26 protein-coding genes are annotated in these 24,420 nt (G+C 62.4%); 14 read left to right on the top strand and 12 right to left on the bottom strand.

What is annotated here, in order from left to right:
• Nucleotides 1-28: 28 nt before the first annotated feature.
• On the bottom strand, nucleotides 29-559 hold the full coding sequence (locus LKD37_RS03665; RefSeq protein WP_302927985.1) for a macro domain-containing protein: 531 nt from the start codon (nucleotides 557-559) through the stop codon (nucleotides 29-31).
• Nucleotides 560-676: 117 nt separating this feature from the next.
• Here LKD37_RS03665 and LKD37_RS03660 point away from each other — a divergent pair, with 117 nt between their 5' ends.
• Nucleotides 677-874 carry a hypothetical protein gene (locus tag LKD37_RS03660; RefSeq protein ID WP_302927984.1) on the top strand — a complete coding sequence of 66 codons (198 nt, stop codon included), beginning with the start codon at nucleotides 677-679 and terminating at the stop codon, nucleotides 872-874.
• A 64-nt stretch (nucleotides 875-938) separates the two neighbouring features.
• Here the strand turns inward: LKD37_RS03660 and LKD37_RS03655 are convergent, their stop codons facing one another.
• On the bottom strand, nucleotides 939-2,312 hold the full coding sequence (locus LKD37_RS03655) for an MATE family efflux transporter (RefSeq protein ID WP_302927983.1): 1,374 nt from the start codon (nucleotides 2,310-2,312) through the stop codon (nucleotides 939-941).
• Entirely contained in the window at nucleotides 2,309-2,755 is a 447-nt protein-coding gene (locus tag LKD37_RS03650) for a MarR family winged helix-turn-helix transcriptional regulator (protein WP_302927982.1), read from the bottom strand. The genes LKD37_RS03655 and LKD37_RS03650 overlap by 4 nt, the downstream gene beginning before the upstream one ends.
• Between LKD37_RS03650 and LKD37_RS03645 the strand changes: the two genes are divergently transcribed.
• Genes LKD37_RS03645 through LKD37_RS03635 form a run of 3 tightly spaced genes read left to right on the top strand, consistent with a single transcriptional unit; the run spans nucleotide 2,754 to nucleotide 4,047 of the window.
• Complete coding sequence (locus tag LKD37_RS03645; protein WP_302927981.1) at nucleotides 2,754-3,017, top strand: hypothetical protein; 264 nt, start codon at nucleotides 2,754-2,756, stop codon at nucleotides 3,015-3,017. The two genes, LKD37_RS03650 and LKD37_RS03645, sit on opposite strands and share 2 nt — an antisense overlap.
• A complete protein-coding gene (locus LKD37_RS03640) occupies nucleotides 3,014-3,520 on the top strand; it encodes a hypothetical protein (RefSeq protein WP_302927980.1) in 507 nt (168 codons plus the stop codon). The genes LKD37_RS03645 and LKD37_RS03640 overlap by 4 nt, the downstream gene beginning before the upstream one ends.
• Before the next feature lie 20 nt (nucleotides 3,521-3,540).
• Nucleotides 3,541-4,047 (top strand): LptM family lipoprotein, encoded by a 507-nt coding sequence (locus tag LKD37_RS03635; RefSeq protein WP_302927979.1) that lies wholly within the window; start codon nucleotides 3,541-3,543, stop codon nucleotides 4,045-4,047.
• A gap of 172 nt (nucleotides 4,048-4,219) precedes the next feature.
• Here LKD37_RS03635 and LKD37_RS03630 read toward each other — a convergent pair whose 3' ends face one another.
• Complete coding sequence (locus LKD37_RS03630; RefSeq protein WP_302927978.1) at nucleotides 4,220-4,948, bottom strand: DUF4367 domain-containing protein; 729 nt, start codon at nucleotides 4,946-4,948, stop codon at nucleotides 4,220-4,222.
• A gap of 183 nt (nucleotides 4,949-5,131) precedes the next feature.
• Between LKD37_RS03630 and LKD37_RS03625 the strand changes: the two genes are divergently transcribed.
• On the top strand, nucleotides 5,132-5,689 hold the full coding sequence (locus LKD37_RS03625; RefSeq protein WP_302927977.1) for an RNA polymerase sigma factor: 558 nt from the start codon (nucleotides 5,132-5,134) through the stop codon (nucleotides 5,687-5,689).
• 69 nt (nucleotides 5,690-5,758) lie between these two features.
• Here LKD37_RS03625 and malQ read toward each other — a convergent pair whose 3' ends face one another.
• The 7 genes from malQ to LKD37_RS03590 all read right to left on the bottom strand — a co-directional run bounded on the left by malQ (nucleotide 5,759) and on the right by LKD37_RS03590 (nucleotide 12,674).
• A complete protein-coding gene (malQ, locus tag LKD37_RS03620; protein ID WP_302927976.1) occupies nucleotides 5,759-7,240 on the bottom strand; it encodes a 4-alpha-glucanotransferase in 1,482 nt (493 codons plus the stop codon).
• 39 nt (nucleotides 7,241-7,279) lie between these two features.
• The gene (locus LKD37_RS03615) at nucleotides 7,280-8,140 is read right to left on the bottom strand and encodes a carbohydrate ABC transporter permease (RefSeq protein ID WP_302927975.1); all 861 of its coding nucleotides are present in this window, start codon (nucleotides 8,138-8,140) and stop codon (nucleotides 7,280-7,282) included.
• Nucleotides 8,137-9,009 (bottom strand): ABC transporter permease subunit, encoded by an 873-nt coding sequence (locus LKD37_RS03610; RefSeq protein WP_302927987.1) that lies wholly within the window; start codon nucleotides 9,007-9,009, stop codon nucleotides 8,137-8,139. Before LKD37_RS03610 ends, LKD37_RS03615 begins: the two co-directional genes overlap by 4 nt.
• Nucleotides 9,010-9,218: 209 nt before the next feature.
• Nucleotides 9,219-10,526, bottom strand: coding sequence for an ABC transporter substrate-binding protein (locus LKD37_RS03605; RefSeq protein ID WP_302927974.1), 1,308 nt, complete (start codon nucleotides 10,524-10,526; stop codon nucleotides 9,219-9,221).
• A 50-nt stretch (nucleotides 10,527-10,576) separates the two neighbouring features.
• Entirely contained in the window at nucleotides 10,577-11,590 is a 1,014-nt protein-coding gene (locus tag LKD37_RS03600; RefSeq protein ID WP_302927973.1) for a LacI family DNA-binding transcriptional regulator, read from the bottom strand.
• A gap of 167 nt (nucleotides 11,591-11,757) precedes the next feature.
• Nucleotides 11,758-12,201 (bottom strand): 2-thiouracil desulfurase family protein, encoded by a 444-nt coding sequence (locus LKD37_RS03595; RefSeq protein ID WP_302927972.1) that lies wholly within the window; start codon nucleotides 12,199-12,201, stop codon nucleotides 11,758-11,760.
• Nucleotides 12,198-12,674, bottom strand: a complete 477-nt coding sequence (locus tag LKD37_RS03590; RefSeq protein WP_302927971.1) for an NUDIX hydrolase — start codon at nucleotides 12,672-12,674, stop codon at nucleotides 12,198-12,200. Before LKD37_RS03590 ends, LKD37_RS03595 begins: the two co-directional genes overlap by 4 nt.
• A gap of 118 nt (nucleotides 12,675-12,792) precedes the next feature.
• On the opposite strand from LKD37_RS03590, the gene LKD37_RS03585 reads away from it, so the two are divergent.
• The 6 genes from LKD37_RS03585 (at nucleotide 12,793) to LKD37_RS03560 (ending at nucleotide 20,864) form a co-directional block, all read left to right on the top strand.
• A complete protein-coding gene (locus LKD37_RS03585) occupies nucleotides 12,793-13,944 on the top strand; it encodes an amidohydrolase (protein WP_302927970.1) in 1,152 nt (383 codons plus the stop codon).
• Nucleotides 13,945-14,068: 124 nt separating this feature from the next.
• Nucleotides 14,069-15,646 (top strand): peptidylprolyl isomerase, encoded by a 1,578-nt coding sequence (locus LKD37_RS03580; RefSeq protein WP_302927969.1) that lies wholly within the window; start codon nucleotides 14,069-14,071, stop codon nucleotides 15,644-15,646.
• A 430-nt stretch (nucleotides 15,647-16,076) separates the two neighbouring features.
• Nucleotides 16,077-16,874 (top strand): hypothetical protein, encoded by a 798-nt coding sequence (locus tag LKD37_RS03575; protein WP_302927968.1) that lies wholly within the window; start codon nucleotides 16,077-16,079, stop codon nucleotides 16,872-16,874.
• A gap of 164 nt (nucleotides 16,875-17,038) precedes the next feature.
• Complete coding sequence (gene pheS / locus LKD37_RS03570) at nucleotides 17,039-18,076, top strand: phenylalanine--tRNA ligase subunit alpha (RefSeq protein ID WP_302927967.1); 1,038 nt, start codon at nucleotides 17,039-17,041, stop codon at nucleotides 18,074-18,076.
• A 15-nt stretch (nucleotides 18,077-18,091) separates the two neighbouring features.
• Nucleotides 18,092-20,539: a phenylalanine--tRNA ligase subunit beta gene (gene pheT / locus LKD37_RS03565; protein WP_302927966.1), complete on the top strand. Its 2,448-nt coding sequence runs from the start codon at nucleotides 18,092-18,094 to the stop codon at nucleotides 20,537-20,539.
• A gap of 79 nt (nucleotides 20,540-20,618) precedes the next feature.
• Nucleotides 20,619-20,864, top strand: coding sequence for an IreB family regulatory phosphoprotein (locus LKD37_RS03560; protein WP_022177275.1), 246 nt, complete (start codon nucleotides 20,619-20,621; stop codon nucleotides 20,862-20,864).
• Nucleotides 20,865-20,920: 56 nt separating this feature from the next.
• Here LKD37_RS03560 and LKD37_RS03555 read toward each other — a convergent pair whose 3' ends face one another.
• Nucleotides 20,921-21,346 (bottom strand): type III secretion system chaperone family protein, encoded by a 426-nt coding sequence (locus tag LKD37_RS03555; protein WP_302927965.1) that lies wholly within the window; start codon nucleotides 21,344-21,346, stop codon nucleotides 20,921-20,923.
• A gap of 150 nt (nucleotides 21,347-21,496) precedes the next feature.
• Between LKD37_RS03555 and LKD37_RS03550 the strand changes: the two genes are divergently transcribed.
• The 3 genes from LKD37_RS03550 (at nucleotide 21,497) to alr (ending at nucleotide 24,395) form a co-directional block, all read left to right on the top strand.
• Complete coding sequence (locus tag LKD37_RS03550; protein ID WP_302927964.1) at nucleotides 21,497-22,354, top strand: NAD(P)H-hydrate dehydratase; 858 nt, start codon at nucleotides 21,497-21,499, stop codon at nucleotides 22,352-22,354.
• A 295-nt stretch (nucleotides 22,355-22,649) separates the two neighbouring features.
• Complete coding sequence (locus tag LKD37_RS03545) at nucleotides 22,650-23,210, top strand: hypothetical protein (RefSeq protein ID WP_302927963.1); 561 nt, start codon at nucleotides 22,650-22,652, stop codon at nucleotides 23,208-23,210.
• Nucleotides 23,211-23,225: 15 nt separating this feature from the next.
• Entirely contained in the window at nucleotides 23,226-24,395 is a 1,170-nt protein-coding gene (alr, locus tag LKD37_RS03540) for an alanine racemase (protein ID WP_302927962.1), read from the top strand.
• The last annotated feature ends 25 nt before the right edge of the window (nucleotides 24,396-24,420 follow it).

Raw genomic sequence — 24,420 nt, 5'->3', positions numbered from 1 at the left:
CGTGCCGCCTGCGCGGCACGCCCGGTTTTTATGCATGGGGCTTCACGTCCTGATAGAACATGTTCCAATCCACCTGATAGGCCCGGAGGGCGTTGGGGTTGTGGCAGATCATCCGCAGGTGCATGCCGGGGTGGTCCCGGAGGAAGTCCGTCATGGCCTTCAGGGCCACATGGGCCGCCTGGGGCAGGGGATAGCCGTATACCCCGGTGCTGATGGAGGGGAAATCCACCGTGCGGCAGCCGTGGGCCAGGGCCAGCTCCAGGCAGCTGAGATAGCAGCTGCGCAGCAGGGCCGCCTCCCCGTGATCGCCGCCCTGCCAGATGGGGCCGGGGGTGTGGATCACATAGCGGCAGGGCAGGTTATAGGCCCCGGTGAGCTTGGCATGGCCGGTTTCGCAGCCCCCCAGGGTGCGGCACTCGGCCAGCAGGCCGGGCCCGGCGGCCCGGTGGATGGCCCCGTCCACCCCCAGGCCCCCCAGCAGGGTGGTGTTGGCGGCGTTGACGATGGCATCCACCCGGGATTGGGTGATGTCACCCAGGATGATGGAGATGTTTTCCATGGGTTCCTCCTGTACGATGTGCTGCTGCTTTGCGGGCAGCAAAAATGTTGAATAGGTCAAAAAGCTCTTTGCGTTTTGGCTTCTTATATGTTATAATCAACAAAATAAGAAGAAATTTTGAACGGAAAGGTGGTGATTTTCGTGCGGGTCGTTATCCTCAGCGTGGTTTGCTCCCTGGCCGCCTATGTGGCGTGGACCCTTTTTTCGGAGTATCTGTTGAGCTCGGCGGGCTTGAACGACATGGGAGCGGCTCTCGCCGTCATTACCATGGGGGCGTTTATCATGTACCAACTGAGAGGAAAAAAGAAGAAGTAGCGGGCATCTCCGGCTTTTGCCGGGGATGCTTTTTGTATACAAGTCGCAATACTCCTATCGGATATTACGTCTTGTTTTCACTTTCCAGCTTCCGCAGGGCCTTGCGGAACTGGAAGCTGAACAGGAGCACCGTGCCGGTGACGGCGATGGTGTCGGCCACAGGCTCCGCCAGGAACACGGCCCGGGTCTGGTCCGCCAGCAGGTGGGGCAGCAGATAGATCAGCGGCAGCAGCAGCACGAACTTCCGCAGCACCGCCACGATGATGGAGCAGGGGGCGTTGCCGATGGACACGAAGGTCATCTGGCAGGCGATCTGGATGCCCATCAGGAACAGGGCCCCGCAGTAGATCCGCAGCATCCCGGCGGTGAAGGCCACCAGCTCCGGCTCCGGCGTGAAAATCCGGGCGAAGGCCCCGGGGAACAGCTGGATGCAGGCCCACAGCACCAGGGCGTAGCCCAGGCAGACCTTCAGCAGCAGACGGAAGGTCTGGCGCACCCGCCGGGCGCTGCCGGCGCCGAAGTTATAGCTGGAGATGGGCTGAGCCCCCTGGGCGATGCCCTGCAGGGGCAGCATGGCAAACTGCATGACGCTGGAGAGGATGGTCATGGCCCCCACGGCCAGGTCGCCGCCGTATTTCAGCAGGGAGGCGTTGAAGCACACGGAGATGACGCTTTCGCTGGCCTGCATGATGAAGGTGGCGGTACCCAGGGCCACGCAGGGCAGAATCAGCCGGGGCCGGATGGGCAGGGACGCCTTTTCCAGCCGCAGCAGGGTCTGCTTCCCCCGCAGGAAGGTCACCACCCATACGCAGGATACCGCCTGGGACAGCACCGTGGCCAGGGCCGCCCCCCGGACGCCCATGTCCAGGGCGAAGATGAACAGGGGGTCCAGGACGATGTTGCACACCGCGCCGATGAGGACGGTTTTCATGCCCACCCGGGCGAAGCCCTGGGCGGTGATGAAGGCGTTCAGGCCCAGGGTCAGCTCCACAAACAGGGTGCCCAGGGCATAAATCTGCATATACTGGACGGCATATTCAATGGTGTTCCCGCTGGCGCCGAAGGCCAGCAGCAAAGGACGGTTCCAGATCAGCAGCACCGCCGTCAGCACCAGGGAGATGCCCACCTGTAAAGTGAAGCACCCGCCCAGAATCCGCTGGGCCTGGTCATAGTCCCCCCGGCCCATGGCGATGGAGGCCCGGGGCGCGCCGCCGGAGGACACGAAGGCCGAAAAGGCGGAGATAATCATGATGATGGGCAGGCACACCCCCACGCCGGTCAGGGCCAGGCTGCCGTCACCGGGGATATGGCCGATGTAGATGCGGTCCACGATGTTATACAGCATATTCACCAGCTGGGCGATCACCGTGGGCACCGCCAGCTTCCACAGGAGCCGTCCCACCGGCTCCGTGCCCAGAAATTTCTTGTCCTGTGTCATTGCGCGTCCTCCTGCGTCATTTGGGATAGATTCCGGCGGAAGCCCTCCAGGCAGCGGCGGAAGGCCGCCAGGTCCTCCGGCTCCAGGCCCCGGGCCAGGCGGCGGAAAAACGTCTCCTGCAGCTCACGGCCCTGCTGCACCACAGGTCCGGCCTTCTCGGTGCACACCAGGCGGCATTTGCGCCGGTCCCCGGGAGCGGGCTGCCGCAGCAGATACCCCTCCTGCACCAGCTTCTCCACGTGGAAGGAGACGATGCCCGGCTTCAGTCCCCGATAGGTGCACACGTCCCGGGCGGTGTCCAGGCCCGGGTTGTTGGCCAGAAACAGCAGAATGTCCACCCCGTTGGGGGCCAGACCCTCCCGGCGGCACAGGGGCTGCATGGCGGCGGTGTAGCCCTCCAGCAGCTGCCGGGCGGCAATGGATACCTGATAGGCGTTGGTCATGGTGATTCCTCCGATTTTGAAAGGTTCAATTTTGAACGATTCGTATTATACACCCTCCGCCGCCCGGGTGCAACCGGAAAATGGAAGAAAACAAAAGGACGTTATTCAACACCATGTTGACGAGTTTTTCAGAACAGTCGAAAGCGCGAAGAAAAACGAAAATCAAACTTCCGTATTTACATTTCATGATTTATATGGTATAATTCCTATTATCAGTGCAAACAAACGCATTCGAATTGGAAGGAAGGAAGCGACGACATGAAATTGCTGAAGGTTCTTCTGCCCCTGGCGCTGTGCTTCTTGCTGCTGGCCGGGTGCGGAAAAAAGGTGGAGCTGGCCGGTTGGGAGGACTATAAGGACCATCCCGCCCAGGATGTTTACGCCGGTGAGGTGGCCGCCCCGGAGCGGATCGTGATGACCCGGGATGGCCGGGAAAAGAATAGCTTTGACAAAGGCACGGAGACGTATGAAAAAATCGTATCCACCCTGGGCCAGCTGATAGAAGCGCAGCTGGATGAAAATGAACAGGTAAAGGACCTGGGCCGGAAGCTGGACGGTACAAAGTCCGGGGCAAAGCTGGAGATCGGCGTCTGGCTGATTTATGAGTATGCGGCGGATTCCTACGCGCCGGTATATTTTGAGCTGACCGACACACAGAACAGCGTTGTGGGCATCTATTCTCCCATTGAGGACAGCCTGACGCTGCACGGCTTCTGGTCTGCCACCGAGGCCCAGGAGCTGCTGGATTATCTGAATAAACAGTGAGTGCTTGAGAGGAGAAAGCTATGAAGAAAATCGCAAAGATCCTCCTGCCTCTGGCCTTGTGCTTCGTGCTGCTGGCCGGGTGTGGGCAGAAGGTGGAGTGGGCCGATCCCGAGGATTATCAGGACCACCCGTATCAGGACCTGTCCCTGGGCGAGCTGGCGGACCCGGAGCGAATCGTTCTGGCCAAAAATGGCCGGGAGAAGTCCGTTTTTGAAAAAGGCAGCGACGAGTATGAGCACCTGACCACCATGATCCGGTCGCTGATCGACACGGAGCTGGACAGAAATGAACAGATAGAGGAACTGGGTCGGAAGCTGGACCAGACCATGCTTTATATGAAGCTGGACGAGGGAACGTACCTGATTTATGAATACCCGGCGGATTCCTATGCCCCGGTGTACTTCTCCATCTCGGACTATCCCGATGACCTGCTGGTGTGCCTGGCCTCCGCCGACCCCCGGTACGAGGCAGGCCCCCACGCCTTCATCGGCGTTCGGGAGGTGCGGGACTATCTGAACAGCCTGTAAGCTGCGGCATCGCTGAAAACTCTAAAACGATCAACCAGGGGCGGTCCCGCGCGGGGCTGCCCCTGGTTGACTGTTTATAGAAAGCTACTCCTTATCCTCCGGGCACACGGTGCACTCCTTGTGCTTGGCGCCCTCGGTGGCGGGGAAAGAATGGGAATGACTGACGGCCCCGCTATCGCAGGCGGACGCTTTCCGCCACCCGGACCACGTCGTCCACGGAGAAGCCCTGGCCGGTGACCAGCAGGATGGCGTTCAGGTCCTCCAGGGTGCAGGCGGCCACGGACACGCCCTCCTTGTGGATGGTGATGGCCGGATAGCCGCTGATGACCGTCTCCCGGACGTCGGCGTTTTCCGTGTCCAGGCTCATGACGCCGCCGCTGCTGAAAAGCAGCAGCTCCACGTCCAGCCAGCAGCCGTCGGAGTCGGTGTAATGATAATTGGAAAATCCGCAGTCGGACCGCTGCTCCTCCAGGGTCAGCCCCACAGGCAGCCAGTTCACCACCGGCTCATAGGTCTGGCCGTTGGCGGGGGCGGCGTCAGGGTTCAGCCGCAGCTCCGTGTGGGTGGGGAACACCTTTGCCGCCCAGTGCAGGGCCTTGCTGCGCAGGGTAGGGGACACGGCGAAGGCCGCCGTGAGACACAGCACCGCCGCCAGCACCGCCACGGCCACCCGGCTCATGACGCGGCGGGTGGTCCGGCCTGCCGCCTGCCGGTCCCGGCGGCGGAAGCCCCGGCGAAGGGTCTGCATGCAGCGCTGCTGCAGGGCAGGGGACAGGGCCGCCTCCGGGTCCTCCTCCAGCGCCCGGCCCAGCTGCCGGGCCTGCCGGTCCTGCTGCCGGGCCACCTGGTCCATCAGCAGAACAAACAGGGCCTCCTCCCGGGCCTGTTGACGGTTGTTCATATTGCATCCACTTCCTTTCGCAGATTTCGCTTTCCTGGTAACCCCTCTATATAAGTAACACCGGTTCCGGGAATTTGCAACCGGGTTTTTGAAAAATTTTCTTGCTTTTCCGGGAACGGCCTCTATAATATAAAATGTCGATTTTTTGGTCCGGCGGCTGCCGCCGGGGAGAGGAGGGTCCATATGCTGCCGATCTGCATCCTTGCGATCCGGGACGATGACGACCGGGCCTATATGACCCGCCTGTATGTGAAGTATCAGCGGCTGATGTATCGTACCATCTATGATATCCTGGGCGACAAGTGGGCCACGGAGGACGTGCTGCAAACCACCCTGCTGCGGCTCATCGACCATCTGGACACCCTGCGCCGGCTGGAGCCGGAGGGTCTGGCGGGGTATATTGCCGCCGCCTGCCGCCACACGGCCTATAACGCCGTCCGGGACAGCAGCCGCCATCCCTGGCTGCCGCTGGACGGCGGACCGGAGGTCCCGGATGAGCGGCAGGAGGTGGAGGACCGGGTGCTGCGCCGCCTGGAGCTGGACGCCCTGGCCCAGGTGTGGCCCCGGCTGGACGAGAACACCCGCTGGCTGCCGGAGGCCCGGTATATCCTGGACTATTCGGACGGGGAGCTGGCCCGGGAGCTGGGCGTGAAGCCCGACAGCGTCCGCATGGCCCTGACCCGGGCCAGGAGAAAGGCCCGCCGCCTGATGGAGAATCAGCACAGCAAAGAAAACGTATGAACCCCGGCGCACCGCGCCGGGGTTCATACGTTTTAAGAGAAGTTCGCAATGAAACGGGATCGGTTGGGTTCAGCGGCCGTACAGCTCCGTGACGCGGCGGATGCGCCGGGCCAGGGCCGGGGTGGCCTCGCCGGGCAGCAGACGCCACTGCCAGTTGCCGCTCTGGGTGCCGGGGACGTTGGTGCGGTGGTGCAGACCCAGCTCCAGATAGTCCTGCATCTGGGCCACAAACAGCCGGGCCACGGAGCTCATGCCGCCCCGGATGATGCCCCAGTTGAAGCCCTCCCCATCGTTGAGCCCCAGGTATTCCCGGGCATAGGCGATGTCCTCCGGCGCGGCCTCGTCCTTCCACAGGGCCAGGGGGCTGTTGTCGTGGGTGCCGGTGTAGCACACGCAGTTCTCCGTGTAGGAGTGGGGCAGATAGCTGCTGGTATCCCGGGAATCGAAGGCAAATTCCAGCACCTTCATGCCCGGCAGACCGGAATCCTGCAAAAGCTGCCGGACGCCGGGAGTGGGATAGCCCAGGTCCTCGGCGATGAACCGCAGCTGGGGGAACCAGCCGGTGAGCACCCCTACCAGGTTCATGCCCGGGCCCTTGACCCAATGGCCGTTTTTGGCGGTGGTCTCGCCGTAGGGCACGGCCCAATAGGCCTCGAAGCCCCGGAAATGGTCGATGCGGATCACGTCATACAGCTTGGAGGCCCCGTCCACCCGGCGGATCCACCAGCCGAAGCCGTCGGCCTGCATGCGGTCCCAGGCGTACAGGGGGTTGCCCCACAGCTGACCGTCGGCGCTGAAGTAGTCCGGCGGCACGCCGGATACCTCCGTGGGAACGCACTGGTCGTCCAGCTGGAAGCTCTCCGGCTCCGCCCACACGTCGGCGGAGTCCATGGCCACATAAATGGGCAGGTCGCCGATGACCTGGATGTCCAGGCCGTGGAGATAGTCCCGCAGCCTGTTCCACTGCCGGAAGAACAGGAACTGCAGATAGGTGAACAGCTCCACGTCCTCCCGCAGCAGGGTGCGGTACCGCTCCAGCACCTCCGGGGATTTCCACAGGCGGATGTCCGCGTCCTCCCACTCGGTCCAGGAGCGCATGCCGAAATGGCGCTTGCAGGCCATGTACAGGGCGTAGTCCGGCAGCCAGCGGCAGTTCTCCGCCTGAAAGGCGGCCACCTCTGCCTGGTCCCGCTCCCAGCCCCGGTCCTTGGCCTTCTGCAGCACGGCGAAGCGGCTTTCGTAGATCTTTCCGTAGTCCACGTACCGGGGATTGGTTCCCCAGTTCTGGCTCTCCACCTCATCCCGGGTCAGCAGCCCGTCCTCTATCAGCATATCCAGGTCGATGAAATAGGGATTCCCGGCGTAGGTGGAAAAGCTCTGATAGGGGGAGTCGCCATAGCTGGTGGGGCCCAGGGGCAGCATCTGCCAGCAGTGCTGCCCGGCGGCGTGGAGAAAATCGGCAAAGTCATAGGCGGCCTTGCCCAGAGTCCCGATGCCGTAAGGAGACGGCAGGGAAAATACCGGCATCAAAATGCCGCTGCAACGATTCATATGTCAGTCAACTCACTTATCAGAAAAATGCTTTGTTTTTTAGCCCTTCACGGCTCCGGCGGCCACGCCCTTGATGATGTGCTTCTGGCAGCACAGATAGAAGATGATCACCGGCAGGATGCTCAGCATGATCAGGGCCATGGTGGCTCCCATGTCCACGGTGCCGTAGCTGCCCTTCAGATACTGGATGTGAATGGGAATGGTGCGGTACTGGTTGATATCCAGCACCAGGCTGGGCAGCAGATAGTCGTTCCAGACCCACATGATCTCCAGCACGCCCACGGAGATCATGGTGGGCTTCAGCATGGGCAGCACCACCCGGAAGAAGGTGCCCACAGGGCCGCAGCCGTCGATGGCGGCGGCCTCCTCGATCTCCAGGGGCAGGCTCTTGACAAAGCCCGTGAACATAAACACCGCCAGACCTGCGCCGAAGCCCAGATAGATCACCGGAATGGTCCAGGGGGTGTTCAGGTGCATCTGGTCCGCCGTCCGGGCCAGGGTGTACATGACCATCTGGAAGGGGACCACCATGGAGAACACGCACAGGTAGTACACGATCTTGCTGACCAGGCTCCCCACCCGGGAGATGTACCACGCCGCCATGGACGTGCACACCAGGATCAGGGCCGTGGAGGTGATGGTGATGAAGAAGCTGTAGAACACCACCTTATAGAAGGCGAAGTTGCCGAAGGTCATGCCCTTGACATAGTTCTTCAGCCCCACGAAGGACTCCGCCGTGGGCAGCTTGAAGGTCTCGGTGTTGACAAAGGCGTTGGCCTTCAGGGAGTTGATAAGCACCAGGAGCACCGGCATCAGATAGAGCACGGAGATGATGGTGAATACCACCGTCAGCAGGGCCTGACGGCGCTCTCTGCGGCGCAGAGCATCGGATTTGATCATTGCTGCACCTCCTTGCGGCGGTTGGCCTGAAGCTGGATGATGCTGATGGCCGCCACCACGATGAAGAAGATCACGGCCTTGGCCTGCCCCACGCCGCGGTTTCCGCCGCCGCTGGTGCCGAAGGCGTTGACGATGTTCAGGGCCAGCATTTCCGTTGTTTTGATGGTCTCTCCATTGCCCAGCTGCTGGAAGGGACGTCCGGCGGTCAGGGCCAGGTTCTGGTCAAACAGCTTGAAGCCGTTGGTCAGGCTCAGGAACATGCAGATGGTGATAGAGGGCATCACGTTGGGGATGGTGACCCGCCACAGGGTCTGCCAGCGGTTGGCGCCGTCGATGCGGGCGGCCTCCAGCATGTCCTCAGGCACCGCCTGGAGTCCGGCAATGTAGATGATCATCATATAGCCGATCTGCTGCCAGCACACCAGGATCACCAGACCCCAGAAGCCGTATTTCGTCTCCAGGATCACGGAGGTGTTGTACTTGATGAGGATGCCGTCGAAGATCATGGACCAGATATAGCCCAGCACGATGCCGCCGATGAGGTTGGGCAGGAAGAACACCGTGCGGAACACATTGGTGCCCTTGAACTTCTGGGTCAGGGCATAGGCGATGGTGAAGGCGAACAGGTTGATGGCCAGCAGGCTCACCAGGGCGAACAGCGCCGTGTACCAGAATGCGTGCATATAGCCGGGGTCCTGAAAGGCTTTCCGGTAGTTGTCCAGTCCCGTCCAGGTCCACTGACTGGTGATGCGGAAGTTGCAGAAGGACAGAAACAGCCCCTTGAAGAAGGGGTACAGGAAGCCGATGCAGAAGGCCCCGAAGGTGGGCAGCAAAAACAGCCACACCATGCGCTTGATGGGGCGGCGGATCAGCCGGGAATTCAGCGCGGCCTCGTCCCGGCGGTGTTTCGGAAGTTTCATGACGCCTCTCTCCTATCTATGTATTTTCCGGGCGGCGCCCGGAGCTCTTGCCCGGTCCATACCGGCCAACAGCTCTGTGCGCCGCGGGTGAGAAAAAATCGGGGGCGGGCGATAAGCCCGCCCCCGGTCCTATTGCGTTACAACGGAGCGCTTATAGCTCAGCCGTTCTCCTTGGCATACTGGGTGGCCCAGCCGTCCACGAAGGCGGTCTTGACGTTGTCCCAGCTGCCGCCGTTGACGGTGTACTGAGTCAGAGCATCCACCACGCCCGCACGCCAGTCATCCACGGCGGGGGTCCAGTTGAAGGCCCAGGTCACAATGTAGTTGCCGGCAGCGGTATAGGCGTTGGCATCGGCAAAGAACACGTTGGCGGGAGTCTTGGCGTTCTTGAAGGGGCAGGGGCCAAACTGCTCGGCCAGCATGGTGGTGCCCTCATCGGAGGTGACGACCCACTTCATGAAGTCCAGAGTGGCCTGGATGTCCTCTTCCTTGGCGTTCTTGTTGACGGCCCAGCAGTTCTCGGTGCCGCAGCACAGACCGGCCTTCTCCTCGCCCTCAACGCCGCAGTAGATGGGGATCATAGCCAGATCCTCGGGGTTCATCTTGAAGCCCTTGTCATCACTGGTGACCAGGTTGGCATACTCCCAGGAACCGTTCTGGAAGAACACGGCCTTACCCTGGCCGAACTCGGCCTCGGAGGCATCGCCGGTGGCGGTGGTCAGAGCAGCGCCGGTGGTGGCGGAGTCAGTGGTGTACAGATCCCAGACGTTCTTGAAGGCATCCAGATAGGTGCCCTTGATGGCGGCGGGCTGAGCGGTGACCTTGTCATCCCGGAACTCATAGAACAGGGGCATGTTGGCCAGGTGACCGGAGAAGCGCCAGCTGGAGGAGCCCTCCAGGCCGGCGGAGCTGAAGGCGTCAAAGCCCAGCTCGGCGGCGCGGCTGTGGATGTCGTCGGCGACCTTCTTCAGGGACTCGAAGTTGGTGATGTCGGACAGCTCATAGCCGGCCTGCTTCAGCAGAGCCTTGTTGACGATGATGCCATAGGCCTCATAGCAGTAGCCGATGGACACGGTCTCGCCATTGGCGTTCTTCAGGTTGAAGTCCTGGGTGGTCATTTCCTTCATGACGTCGGTGTTATCCAGAGGATAGCAGAAATCGCCATAGGAGTTGACAGCGCCCTGGTTGCCCACCTGGAACATGGTGGGAGGAGCAGACTTGTCCAGCTCGGAGGTCAGCATGGTGTCATACTGGCCGGAAGCGGCGGTGACGACCTTGACCTCCACGCCGGTCTGCTCGGTGTAGGTCTTGGCCAGCGCCTGCCAGGCCTGATCGGCCTCGGGCTTGAAGTTCAGGTAATACACGGAGCCCTTGGCCTCCGTGCCGCCGTTTGCGGGGGTCTTGGCGCAGGCTACCAGGGACAGAGCCATGACAGCGGCCAGGATCAATGCAAGAGTTTTCTTCATGATCAATTCTCCTTCATTATATATTTTTCAGGCGGTTTCCGCCGGAAAAACTAAGAAATGTCGCGGACGGATTCCCCGGTCCGCAGGGTGGTGTGGGCCGTCTCCCGGATGGGTCCGCCCCGGTGCTCCACCATGTCCAGCAGGATCTCCACGCTGCGCCGGCCCATGTGCTCCATAGGCTGGCAGAGGGTGGTCAGGGTGGGGTTGATATAGTCCGAGACGGTCAGTCCGTCGATGGCGATGACGGAGCAGTCCTCGGGGATCCGCCGTCCGGCCTCCCGCAAAGCCCGCATGGCCCCAATGGCCATGTTGTCGGAGATGGCGAACAGGGCGGTAAACTGCGCCCCCGCCAGCAGACGCCGCTGCATGGCCAGATACGACTGCCGGATGTCGAAGGAACCGGCCTCGATGACCAGCTCCTGCTCCAGGGGCAGCCCGTGGGCCGCTAAGGCCCGGACATAGCCTTGATACCGCAGCTGGCTGATGGAGCGGTCCTCCGTGCCGGAGACCAGCGCCGCAATGCGCCGGTGGCCGCAGCGGTACAGCTCCGTCACCGCCCGGCAGGCCTCCTCCTCGTCGGCGATGGACACCGAGGCGTAGGAGTCCGGCGGCAGGGTGCCGTACTGGTTGTCATACGAGCAGCAGACATAGGGGATGTTCAGCGGCGCCAGCTCCTGGGGGGTATAGTCGGACCGGCCGCCCAACAGGATCAGGCCCCGCAGCCGCTTTTCCCGCTCCATCATGGCGCCCCGCTTCACCTCGTCGTCGCAGGTGCCGATCTGCTGCATCACCAGGGTATAGCCCCGGGCCGTGACCTGCTCCTCGATGACCCGGATGATATCCGTGTAAAACGGGTTGGACACGCCCCGCACCACCAGGCCGATGGCGTCGGACTTGGTTTTCACCAGGTCCCTGGCGGTGTTGTTGGGAATGTAATTGGATCGTTGAATGGCGGAGAGCACCTTGCGCCGGTTTTCCGGGCTGACGTCCGGCCGGTCGTTGAGCACCCGCGACACCGTGCTGACGCTTACGCCGCACTGCCGCGCAATATCCTTGATGGTCATAAAGCGCGTTTCGTCTCCCTTCTTCTGCCATTCCAAAGGGGCGGCAACATTACCGGTAACGTTTCCGACCCCCTATGGCCCTACTTTACCAACTTTCGTCCCGTCTGTCAATGGCAATTGTGATTTTCTCCGAATCTCACAGTTTTTTGTCGTATTCTGTTGTGATTTTAACGGACGTCCTCCGCCAGCAGAGTGGCGATGCCGGACTCGCCCACCACCCGCAGGCCCTGCTGGCGCAGCAGGGCGGCGGTGATGCCCCAGCCCTCCGTCAGAACGCCGGAAAAGGTGCCGTCATACACGGCCCCGGAGCCGCAGGAGGGGCTGCGTTCCTTGAGCACGGCGGCCCGGGCCCCGGTGAGCCGGGCCAGCTGCGCCGCAGCCTCCGCGCCCCGGCGATAGGCCTCCGTCACATCCCGGCCATCCCGGGTGACCACCCGGTCCCCCTGAATCTCCGCCGGAGGCCGGGGCGTGGGCAGTCCCCCGAAGATCTCCCCGCACACGGGGACCACATGGTGCTTTTCGCACAGGGCACGGGCCAGGGGATGGGCCTTGCTCTGCCCGTCGTACCGGCAGGGGACCCCCAGCAGGCACGCGCTGACCAGAATCGTCACAGGATCAGCTCCTTTCCGTTCAGGCAGGCATAGACCAGCGTCTCCCCCTGATACCGCAGCTTCAGGGAGAAAAACGGCGCCCCCTGCCGCAGCAGGTCCAGAAAGATCCGGTCCCCGGCCCACTGGGGCAGGGCCGCCAGCCGGTCCTTGTGGATCCACTCCAGCACCCCTTCGTCGCAGTCCTCCCGGACCCGGCCGGTCCACTCCGTGGCGGTGAACAGGTGCATATATTCCGTTTCCCACCGGTCGGACACAAAGGTGACGATGCCCCGGTAGCGGTATCCGGTGACGGTGAGCCCCGTCTCCTCGTTGATCTCCCGCAGGGCGCACTCCTCGGGGCTTTCGCCGTCCAGGAACTTGCCGCCGATGCCGATCCACTTGTCGCGGTTGCAGTCGTTTTCCTTTTTCACCCGGTGGAGCATCAGATACTCCCCGGCGGGGTTTTCCAGATAGCAAAGGGTGGTATAGCGCATACGTCCGCCTCCTTCGGCCCACTATTATAGCGTATCCCCCGAAAAAACGCAACTCTTGTGGAAACCTCCGGGCTGTGATATAATACCGGCATCATCTGTAGAAATGCGAGGTATTGCTATGCTGCTGATCCGTAACGCTTACATAAAGCCCATCACCGGGCCGGATATCCCCAACGGCTGTCTGCTGGCCGAAGACGGCCGCATCACCGCCGTGGCGGCCCACATCGACGCCCCGGAGGGCTGCACCGTCATCGACGCCGGCGGCCGCCTGCTGACTCCCGGCTGCGTGGAGGCCCACTGTCACATCGGCCTGGACAACCAGTGTATGCGCTGGGAGGGCATGGACTATAACGAGATCGTGGACCCCCTGACTCCCCAGCTGCGGGCCATCGACTCCATCAACCCCCAGGACGAGGCCTTCCCCAACGCCATCCGGGGCGGCGTGACCACCGCCTGCACCGGCCCCGGCAGCGCCAACGTGGTGGGCGGCACCTTCACGGTGCTGAAGCTGGCAGGCAAGCGGGTGGACAATATGCTGCTGAAGGAGCCTGCCGCCATGAAGTGCGCCTTCGGCGAGAATCCCAAGGGCTGCTATGGCCAGGGCCTGAAGAAAAGCCCCATGACCCGCATGGCCGTGGCGGCGCTGCTGCGGGAGCTGCTGTTCAAGACCCAGCGCTACCGGGACGATAAGCTGACCGGAAAGAATCCCCCCTTCGACATGAAGCTGGAGGCCATGCTGCCGGTAATCAACGGCGAGATCCCCCTGAAGTGCCACGCCCACCGGGCCGACGACATCCTCACCGCCGTGCGGATTGCCAAGGAATTCGGGGTGAAGGCCACCCTGGACCACTGCACCGACGGCGAGCTGATCGCCGACGAGCTGGCCAAGGAGGGACTGCCGGTGTTCGTGGGGCCCACCCTGGGCAGCAAGAGCAAGGCCGAACTGCGCCACAAGAGCTTCACCACCCCCGGAACGCTGTACAAGGCCGGGCTTACCGTCAGCATCATCACCGACGCCCCGGTGATCCCCCTGGAGAAGCTGCCCATGTGCGCGGGCCTGGCCGCCAACGCGGGCCTGCCTATGGACGAGGCCTGGCGGGCCATCACCATCAACCCCGCCCGCAGCCTGGGCATCGACAGCCGGGTGGGCAGCCTGGAGCCCGGCAAGGATGCCGATTTCGTCCTGTGGACCGCCGATCCCCTCACCACCATCGGCGGCCAGGCGTATATGACCGTCATCGACGGCCGGATCGTGTATCAGGCGGAGTAAAATCGCCCAAATTCCCGGGAAATCCCGATTTCCTCTTGCGAAGCGCCGGGTTTTCCTGTATAATCAACCAATAGCACATTACAAAGGGTACCGCGTACCTATTTTCGAGAGGACTGAAACAACTATGAGTGCATCCAGAGAAAAGAAAGCCCGCCAGGAATTCAACGCCAGCGGCGCAGTGGACCCCAAGGCCGCCCGTGAGGCGCAGGAGCGGGCCAAGCAGCGCCGGAGCAACTGGCTCTATGGCGGCATCGCCATCGTGTTCGTGCTGGTGGCCGCTGCGCTGCTGGTGTGGAACTCCAACGTGATCCAGCGGGGCTCCGCCGCCGTCACCGTGGAGGGCGAGACCTATTCCGCCGCCGAGGTCAGCTATTTCTATCATGTGGCCTATAACTCCATTGCCCAGAACCAGTACGCCTCCTATTACGGGCTGAGCACCTCCACCCCCCTGACCCAGCAGAGCCTCAGCGACATGGCCAAGACCCTGCTGGGCGTGTCCGAGGACATGACCTGGGACGCCTATTTCAAGGAGGCCGCCAAGAAGAGCCTGATCCAGATCACCATGCTCAAGAAGGGCGCTGCCGAGAAGGGCATCACCTGGAACGACGACATGCAGAAGGAGCTGGACTCCACCATGGACACCCTGGTCTCCTATGCCAAGTCCGCCGGTAAGAGCGAGGGCGAGTACCTCAAGCAGCTCTACGGCAGCAACATGACCAAGAAGATCTTCCAGGGCATCCTGAAGGATACCATCATCGCCTCCCACTATCAGCAGGACTACATCGACAGCCTGCAGTACACCGACGAGGAGCTTCAGAAGTACTACGAGGAGAACAAGAACTCCTTCGACGTGGCCAACTATGAGATGATCACCTTCAACGGCGCAGCCGCCTCCACCAAGGACGCCGACGGCAACACCGTCCAGCCCACCGAGGAGGAGAGCGCCGCTGCCCTGCAGAAGGCCAAGGACGCCGCCAACGCGGCCCTGGAGCAGGTCAAGGGCGGCGAGCTCCTGGCCAAGGCGGCCAAGGACTATGAGCCCATCGGCACCTATTCCCACCCCGAAGCCGGCACCTACAGCGGCAATGCCGCCACCAAGTGGGTGTTTGACGAGAGCCGCCAGGAGGGCGACACCGAGATCGTGGAAAACGGCACCTCCATCTATCTGCTGGTGTTCCACAGCCGGACCCGCAACGATTACAACACCGTGGACGTGCGCCACATTCTGTTCAAGGTGGACACCACCGGTCTGGACAGCAAGGCCGAGGATTACCAGGCCAAGCTGGAGGAGCTGAAGGCCGGCAAGAAGCAGGAGGCCGAGAACGCCCTCCAGGCCTGGAAGGACGGCGACGCCACCGAGGACAGCTTTGCCGCGCTGGCCAATGAGCTGTCTGACGACACCGGCTCCAACACCAACGGCGGCCTGTATAAGCAGGTCTATAAGGGTCAGATGGTCAGCGAGTTCAACGACTGGTGCTTCGACGAGAGCCGCAAGGCCGGCGATACCGGCATCGTGGCCAACGATGCCACCGGCGGCAGCTACATCGGCTACCACGTCATGTACTTCGTGGGCACCGACGATCCCTATTGGATGGTCCAGGTCCGCAAAGCCATGATGAACAAGGCGTACTCTGAGTGGTCCGCCAACCTGGTCAAGGACATCACCGCCACCGAGAACTCCGGCATGAAGTACGTGGGCTGAGCCCCGTCTCCCATAACGGCATAACCAAAAGAGGCTGGCCTGCGCCAGCCTCTTTTTTCCGTGCCGGGGCCGGAGCAATTTTGGGTATTTTGCAATTTTCCCTTGCAAGTTCCGGCGGAATATGGTATAAATGGGGGTGCTTAAAATGCTTTGAACGGGAAGTTCCGCAATCATCGCCTTTCCAAGAGAGGACCGGTCACCGGCTGCAAGCCGGTCCGTCAGGCGCTGCGGTGTTCGCCCGGGAGCTGCCGCGAGGAAATGCGCGGACGGGTCATCCCCCGTTATCGGGAAAACGAGTGCGCGGGTTTTGCCGCGAAGCTGGGTGGTACCACGGAAGCCGTATGCCTTTCGTCCCTTAGTTTTGGGATGAAAGGCATTTATTTTTTCCCCGAACGAATCCCACTTTTAATAGTTAATAAGGAGGAAGCTCATGGACAAAAACTTGTTAAAGGAATTCATCATTGAAGAATATGAGAAAGATTTTGTGGTATATGCTACCGACGAAGCCTATCGGCTATTGGGTGTAGAAGTCCCGCAGCCTATTAGTCCAGTAACGGAGTATACCGTTGACAGAACGCATTATGTGGTGATACGGAACGTGTCGGGAGATACCATTGATGTAGAGTATTACCGAGAGGCAGTATTGACTTACTTGGCAAGCAGATATCGCATTGACGGCCTTCTCAGAGAATCAGACGGAAATAGCCATGATGCCAATTGGCAGTACGAAGTATATATTTTTAATACTGGTTACTGCCCGGAGGAGCTGTCATCCTGCATCATAAAAACAGGCGGACTATATCTCAGCGCAACCAAGGTACTGAAAAAAGAAAAAATTACGGAAGAGATCATCGAGACTTGGTCGGAAGAATATGATCTCGACGGCAACGGGGAAGGCCAAAGAACTGTTTATTGCTCTACGCCGGATGGCTCGGCGCATTTTGCCTTTGGTCTGTCCCTAAGTTGGCGTCTCGGCAGGAAATTGCCGGAGAATCGGTATCCACTTGCTCTGAGAACGAGCAGAGCAGATCAGATATGTCGGACAGGCTACAAGATGCGCTTACCCGCGGCCACACCGGCTGGCAGCGCATCCGGCGGAGAAAGCCAGCCGTGTCAGGCAGACAGCGAGCCGCACGCAATCAAGGCCGCACCGGACGGCGGCGCATCCGAATGCTCCCATCCCTCCCTATGGCAGCGCATTTGCAGATTTATGCGGAAGCTTTTCTAGGCAGACCACTCCGCATTACAACCCTGTGCTATTACCGATACAAATCCGCAAAGGGCTGTGGCCGGAGCTTTTCGAGAACCGGCCCGCAGCATCCCCTACAGCACAGTCTTTGCAGGGAAACTCTAAAAACTTCCACCCCATAATACAAGGAGGAATCATTACCGATGAAAGAGAAACTGACACAGCTGCTGCAGGAGGGGCAGGAGAAGATCCGCGCCGCCCGCAGCGAAGGCGAGCTGCAGGAGGTCAAGGGCCTGCTGCTGGGCAAGCAGGGCGCCCTGACGGGGCTTCTGAAGGAGCTGCCCCGGCTGGACGTAAGCCTGCGGCCGGAGATGGGCAAGGCCGTGAACCAGGCCAAGACCCAGCTGACGGAGCTGCTGGAATCCAAGCGGGAGGAGCTGAAGCTGAAGGCCTCCGAGGTGGACCCGGACTTCGACATCACCGTCCCCGGCACCGCCCCCCTGTCCGGCGGCCTGCACCCCATCACCCAGATGTGCTATGACCTGAACGACGCGTTCCGGTCCATGGGCTTCGAGATCTTCGAGGAGTCCGACATCACCAGCGAGCTGTACGGCTTCGACAACCTGAACTTCCCCCCCAACCATCCCGCCCGGGAGAGCATGGACACCTATTGGCTGGAGGGTCATGACAAGGGCCAGTGCTGGGACAAGCTGTGCCTGCGGCCCCACCTGACCGGCGGCTCCGTCCGCTATATGCAGACCCACAAGCCCCCTTACCGCTTCGTGTACCCCGGCCGGGTGTACCGCAACGAGACCACCGACGCCCGCCACGAGCGCGCCTTCTTCCAGTATGAGGCCCTGATCGTGGACAAGGACTTCACGTTCGCCTCCGGCAAGGTGATGATCAAGAGCATCCTGTCCAAGGTATTCGGCCGGGACGTCCCGGTGCGGATGCGGGCAGGCTTCTTCCCCTTTGTGGAGCCGGGGTTCGAGATCGACATGGGCTGCCTGGTCTGCGGCGGCAAGGGGTGCAGCGTGTGCAAGCACGTGGGCTGGATCGAGATCATGCCCGGCGGCACGCCCCATCCCAATGTCCTGCGCTCGGCGGGCCTGGATCCGGACGAATACACCGGGTTCTATGTGAACATCGGCCTGGACCGTCTGGTGATGATGCGCTACGGCGTGGATGACGTGCGTATGTTCCACAGCGCCGACCTGCGCTTTTTGGAACAGTTCCGTTAAAAGGAGGGGAAACACATGAAAGTATCGCTGAACTGGATCAAAGATTATGTGGACCTGCCCCGGGATATGGACCTGACCCGGCTGGCCTATGACCTGACCATGTCCACCGTGGAGGTGGAGGGGGCCACGGACCTGGCCCGGCAGTTTGACCATATGCTGGTGGGGCAGATCACGGAGGTGTGCCCCCATCCCAACGCCGACAAGCTGCAGATCTGCCGCACGGACATCGGCGGCGGTGACATCCGGGATATCGTCTGCGGCGGCACCAACGTCCGCCCGGGCATGAAGGTGGCCGTGGCCGCCCCGGGAGCCATGTGCCGCTGGCACGGCGAGGGCGAGCCGGTGGAGATCAAGGAGGCCAAGCTCCGGGGCGTCAAAAGCTACGGCATGATCTGCGGCGCGGTGGAGATCGGCCTGGGGGACCTGTTCCCCACCACCGAGGAGGCCCACATTCTGGACCTGAGCGCCTTTGACGCCCCAGCGGGGACCCCTATTGCCGACGCCCTGGACCTGAACGACATCATCCTGGAGATTGACAACAAATCCATGACCAACCGGCCCGACCTGTGGGGCCATTACGGCATCGCCCGGGAGCTGGCGGCTCTGTATGACCTGCCTCTCAAGCCCCTGCCCCCCTTCACCTGCGGCGCCGGGTCCGACGGCCTCACCGTCACCGTGGAGGACACGGAGCGCTGCCCCCGCTACATTGGCGCGGCGGTAGAGGGCCTGTCCGTGAAGCCCGCCCCCTTCCGGATGCAGAGCCGCATCTGGCGGGTGGGCATGCGGCCCATCAACGCCCTGGTGGATATCACCAACTATGTGATGCTGGCCACCGGCCAGCCCACCCACGCCTTTGATTCCGACAACATTGCCGGGCATATCATCGTCCGCCGGGCCCAAAACGGCGAAAAGTTGGAGCTGCTCAACGGCAAGGAGCTGGCCCTGTCCGCCGACGACCTGGTCATCGCCGACGAGGCGGGGGTGGTGGGCCTTGCAGGCGTCATGGGCGGCGCCAAGGACTCCGTCCTGCCCACCACCAACAAGGTGATTCTGGAGATCGCCAACTTCCAGGCTGCCGGCGTCCGCCGCACGGCCCTGCGGTACGACAACCGCACCGAGGCCTCCTCCCGGTATGAAAAGGCCATCGACCCCGAGCGCTGCGACCAGGCCCTGTCCCTGGCCATGAGCCTGTTCCGGGAGCTGTATCCCGACGTGCATGTCACCAGCTTCTGCGACCAGTATCCCGCGAAGCTCCAACCGGCGGAGATCGATGTGTCCCTGACCTGGCTGGACCGCCGCCTGGGCAAGCACCTGACCAACGACGAGATCGCCCACAAGCTGGGCCTGCTGGGCTTCCGGCTGGACTTCAGCGGCGACAACATGCACGTTACCGTGCCCACCTGGCGCTCCACCGGCGATGTGGCCATCAAGGCCGACATCATGGAGGAGGTGGCCCGGATGGTGGGCTACGAGAACTTCCAGGCCGCCCCCATCACCACCTCCTTCGACGGGGCCATCAACCAGCTGGATAAGGACCTGGAGCGCCGGATCAAGGAGTATCTGGCCATCCGCTGCGGCATGCAGGAGATCTTCACCTATCCCTGGATGGACGAGCAGTACGTCAACGCCATTCTGCAGGACACCGCCGGGATCCTGGCCCTGTCCACCCCGCCGTCTCCCTCCGAGCGGCTGATCCGCTCCTCTCTGCTGCCCAACCTGTGCAAGGCTGTGGCGAAGAACGAGCGCTACTTCACGGAGTTCTCCCTGTTTGAAACGGCCCAGGTGTTCAAGGACGCGGACTATTCCGCCCCCTATGACCCCCGGGAGCTGCTGCCCTCCCAGCGCAAGAACATCGCCGGCGCCTTCGTGGCCCCGGCCAAGGACGTGACGGCCCTGTTCCGCCGGGCCAAGGGCGCCGTGGAGCAGATGCCCCGCTACACCCACATGGAGGGCTTCACCTTCCGCCAGGAGAAGCGCCCGGTGTGGGCCGACCAGGTGGTGTGGCTGAACATCTATCTGGGTGAGGAGCAGGTGGGCAATCTGGCATTGCTTGCCCGGAAGCCCGCCATGGCCTGCGGCATCAAGAACCTGGCCGTGATGCTGTTCGAGCTGGACGTGGACGCCTTGAGGCCCTTCCGCTCCCGCACCAACCGGTTCACCCACCTGCCGGAGTATCCCATGACCGACTACGATATCTCCCTGCTGTTCGACAGCCAGGTGAAGTGGAGCCAGATGCACGACGTCATCGCCCAGGGCATCCGGGAGGGCGGCCTGCTCCATGGGGCAGACTTTGTGGACGAGTACCATGGCAAGCAGGTGCCCGCCGGGAAGAAGTCCGTCACCATCCGGCTGACCATCGGCTCCCTGGAAAAGACCCTGACCTCCACGGAGATCGAGGAGTGCGCCTCCGGCGTCATCAAGAAGCTCACCAAGCGCCTGGGGGCGGAGCTGCGCACCCGGTAAAATCCGTTTTTCCCTCTTTACAGCGCCGGAAAAATAGCGTATACTGATGGTGAATCAATAGAAAGGGGAGAAAGCCCGCATGGATGATTTCACCAGAAAGTTTGACGCCGCCCAGGATAAGGACGAGCAAATCCACTTTATCCTTACCTCCGTGTATGAGGCGCTGAAGGAAAAGGGGTATGACCCCATCAACCAGATCGTGGGCTATATCCTGTCCGAGGACCCCACCTATATCACCAACCACAACGGCGCACGGACCCTGATCTGCAAGGTGGATCGGGACGAGCTGCTGCAGGTGCTGGTGAAGAATTATCTGGAAATCTGAGCGTAATAACAAAAGCCGCCCTGGCCGGGCGGCTTTTGTTATTACAGTGGGAGCTTTCAGGCCCACAGGGCCTTCATGAAATCGGGATAGGCCTTGTCGCAGATGTCCACGCAGCGGCCCATCAGCTCCAGGCAGATCTCGCCCACGTCGTGGGTGCGGAAGGCGGCGTCCATCTCCGCCTGAACGGTGTTGTCGTTGGTGTCCAGCACGAACTTGAAGAAGCGGAAGCGGCGGTTGGCCTCGTTGACCACCTTGAAGAAGCCGTCGATCTTGTTTTCGGGGAGCTTCACGATGTCGAATACGCGGATGGCCACGTCCTCGCAGTCCTTGTTGAAGAAAAAAATCATGCGGATGGAAGGGATGCTGTCTCCGGTGTATATCACGGTGACCTTCTCCATGCCGGAGTCGGTGACCTCAATGTCGGAGTGCTTGATGTTCTTGGCGTCCATGGCCTGGATGAACTGGCGGGTAGAATCGAGCATAGTGAAAACCTCCCTGATTTTTATATACCACAATATACCCCCTTTTCCCTGTCTTGTCAACCGGCGGAATTGTTGACGCGGCGGACAAAAAAATCTCGCCACCGGGGGAAAACCGTGCTATACTAAGGGAAAAATCCGGGAGGTGACGGGATGGAGGAGATCACGGCGGCCTATGTGCGGCGGCTTCTGCCCCGGCGGGACCCCATGGGCCACAAGGGTACCTTCGGCAAGGTGCTGTGCGTATGCGGCAGCGTGGGCTTTTCCGGCGCGGCGGTTTTCGCGGGCCGGGCGGCGGTGCGCACCGGGTCGGGGCTGGTATACCTGGGGGTGCCGGAGCCGGTGTGGCCGGTGGCGGCAATGAAATGCGACGAGGTGATGCCCTTCCCCCTGCCGTCGGAGGAGGGGAAGCTGTCCCCCCTGGCAGAGGAGGCCATCCGGCAGCGGGCCGGGGGCTGCGATGCGGTGCTGGTGGGCTGCGGCCTGGGGCGCAGCCCCGGGTGCGACGGGCTGGTGCGGCGGCTGCTGGACCTGCCCCGGCCCCTGGTGCTGGACGCAGACGGCATAAACGCCCTTTCCGGGCATATGGATGCATTGTCCCGGCGGCGGGACCGGATCACCGTGCTGACCCCCCATGAGGGGGAGTTTGTCCGGGCCGGAGGCGATCTTTCCCCGGGCCGGGAGCGGGCGGCGGCGGACTTCGCCCGGGAGCACGGGGTATACCTGGTGCTGAAGGGGCCGGGGACCATCGCGGCCGCCCCGGACGGGCGGTGTATGCGCAATCCCACCGGGAACTGCGGCATGGCCAAGGGCGGCAGCGGCGATGTGCTGGCGGGGATGCTGGTGAGTCTGCTGGGCCTGGGCCTGCCGCCTATGGACGCCTGCTGCGCCGCGGTGTGGCTTCACGGACGGGCCGGGGACCTGGCCGCCCGGCAGGTGGGCCTGTGGGGCATGACCCCATCGGACCTGCTGGACCGGATCCCGGCGGCTCTGCGGGAGGTCACGGAGTGAGACTTATCCAAAAGAGCTTTGCTCTTTTGGATAAATTAGGTTCCCGCTCCGACCCGCGCGTCCAAATGAGCCTTTTGCTCATTTGGACACACTCTCTCCGCGCAAAGTATTTTTCGCGACGTACACGCCCAACGGAAGTCCCCTTGGGGGGCGCCGCCGCGAAAAATGGATCGGACTTGATTCGCGGCCTGCGAGCCGCGAACTCTGCGAGGCGCATAACGGTCCGAGGCGGGCAGCGTGACAGACAGATAGATGTTGGGATAGCGGAAAGCCTTCCGGAAAGGGAGGGTTTACCGTGAAAAAATGCTTGGTATGGCTGCTGGCGGCGGCGCTGCTGCTGGCCGGCTGCGGAAAAAAGACCGCGTCGCAGGCGGAGAGTCTGCGCCAGCGGTACCGGGAGATGCAGGCCGCCCATATGGAGGCGGAGATCACCTGCCACCTGGAGACGGAGAACCGCACGTTCACCGTGTCCTGCGACTGGACCCCCACCGGCGCCGGGACCACCGTTACAGGCCCTGAGGACCTGGCGGGGCTGACGGCCTCCGTCAGCGGAGAGGATCTGACGGTGTCCTATGACGGGGCGGCTTTGTCCGCCGGAAGTCTGCGGGACGTGGCCCCGGCCAACTGCCTGCCGTGGCTGCTGCGGGCCATGGAGGAGGGGTATCTGGTGGACGCGGGGCAGGAGACCCTGGAGGGGCTTGACTGCCTGCGCCTGGCCCTGGACACCACCGCCCCCGGCGGCAAGGTGCTGTGCACCGTTTGGCTGGGCGGGGACGGGGCCCCGCTGTATGCCGAGTTTTCTCAGGACAGCCGCGTGGTGCTGACGGCCCGGCTGCTGTCCTTTACTTCAGAATAAAGAGAGGCTATCATCATGGAATCCACATTAAAGAGAACCTGGGCGGAGATCGACCTGGACGCTCTGGCCCACAACTATGGCCGCCTGCGGCAGCATATCGGGCCGAAGGTCCGCTTCCTGGGCGTGGTGAAGGCCGACGCCTACGGCCACGGGGCCGTGCAGGTGGCCCGGACCCTCCAGGAGCTGGGGGCCGACTATCTGGCGGTGTCCAGCATCGACGAGGCCATGGAGCTGCGGGCCAACGGCGTGACCATGCCGGTGCTGATCCTGGGCCACACCCCCAAGGAGCAGGTGGGGCGGCTGATAGAGCACCACATTACCCAGGCCGTGACCTGCAAGGCCAAGGCCCTGGAATACAGCCGGGAGGCCGCGGCCCTGGGCGGGACCCTGAAAATCCACATCAAGGTGGACACCGGCATGTCCCGGCTGGGCTACCTCTGCGACGGCAGTCACTTTGACGGCGGCGTGGAGGGCATCTGTGAGGCCTGCGGCTTGCCGGGGCTGGAGGCGGAGGGCATCTTCACCCACTTCGCCGTGGCCGACGAGCAGGACCAGGAGAGCCAGGCCTATACCCGGCGGCAGTTTGACCTGTTCTGCCGGGTGATCCGGGCGGTGGAGGAAAAGCGAGGGGTGCGGTTCCCCCTGCGCCACTGCGCCAACACCGGGGCCACCGCCTGCTATCCGGAGATGCACCTGGACATGGTGCGGCCGGGTCTGCTGCTGTACGGCTATGGCGAGTTTGCCCAGGGGCTGGACCTGCGGCCGGTGATGACCCTGAAAACCACCATCAGCACCACCAAGACCTATGAGCCGGGCACCTCCGTCAGCTATGGGCGGCTGTTCACCACCCAGCGGCGCACCCGCATGGGCGTGGTGCCCTACGGCTATGCCGACGGGTTCTTCCGGTGCCTGTCCGACCGGTGCAGCCTGATGACCGCCAAGGGGCCCGCGCCCCAGCGGGGCCGCATCTGCATGGATATGTCCATGATCGACCTGACGGACCTGCCGGGGGTGGACGTGGGGGACGAGGTGGAGATCTTCGGGCCCCGCAACCCGGTGGAGGTCATGGCCGCCCAGGCGGGGACCATCCCCTATGAGCTGACCTGCGCCGTCAGCAAGCGGGTGCCCCGGGTGTATTTACAGAACGGACAGGTGACGGAGCGGGAGCTGCTGCTGCGGTTCTGACGCACGCCGCCGCCTGCCGCCCCAT

The sequence above is a fragment of the Brotocaccenecus cirricatena genome (assembly GCF_020687045.1).
In the GTDB taxonomy this organism is placed as follows: Bacteria; Bacillota; Clostridia; order Oscillospirales; family Oscillospiraceae; genus Vescimonas; species Vescimonas cirricatena.
The sequence above is the reverse complement of the archived record's forward strand: the minus strand, read 5'-3'. Positions and strand labels throughout refer to the sequence as shown.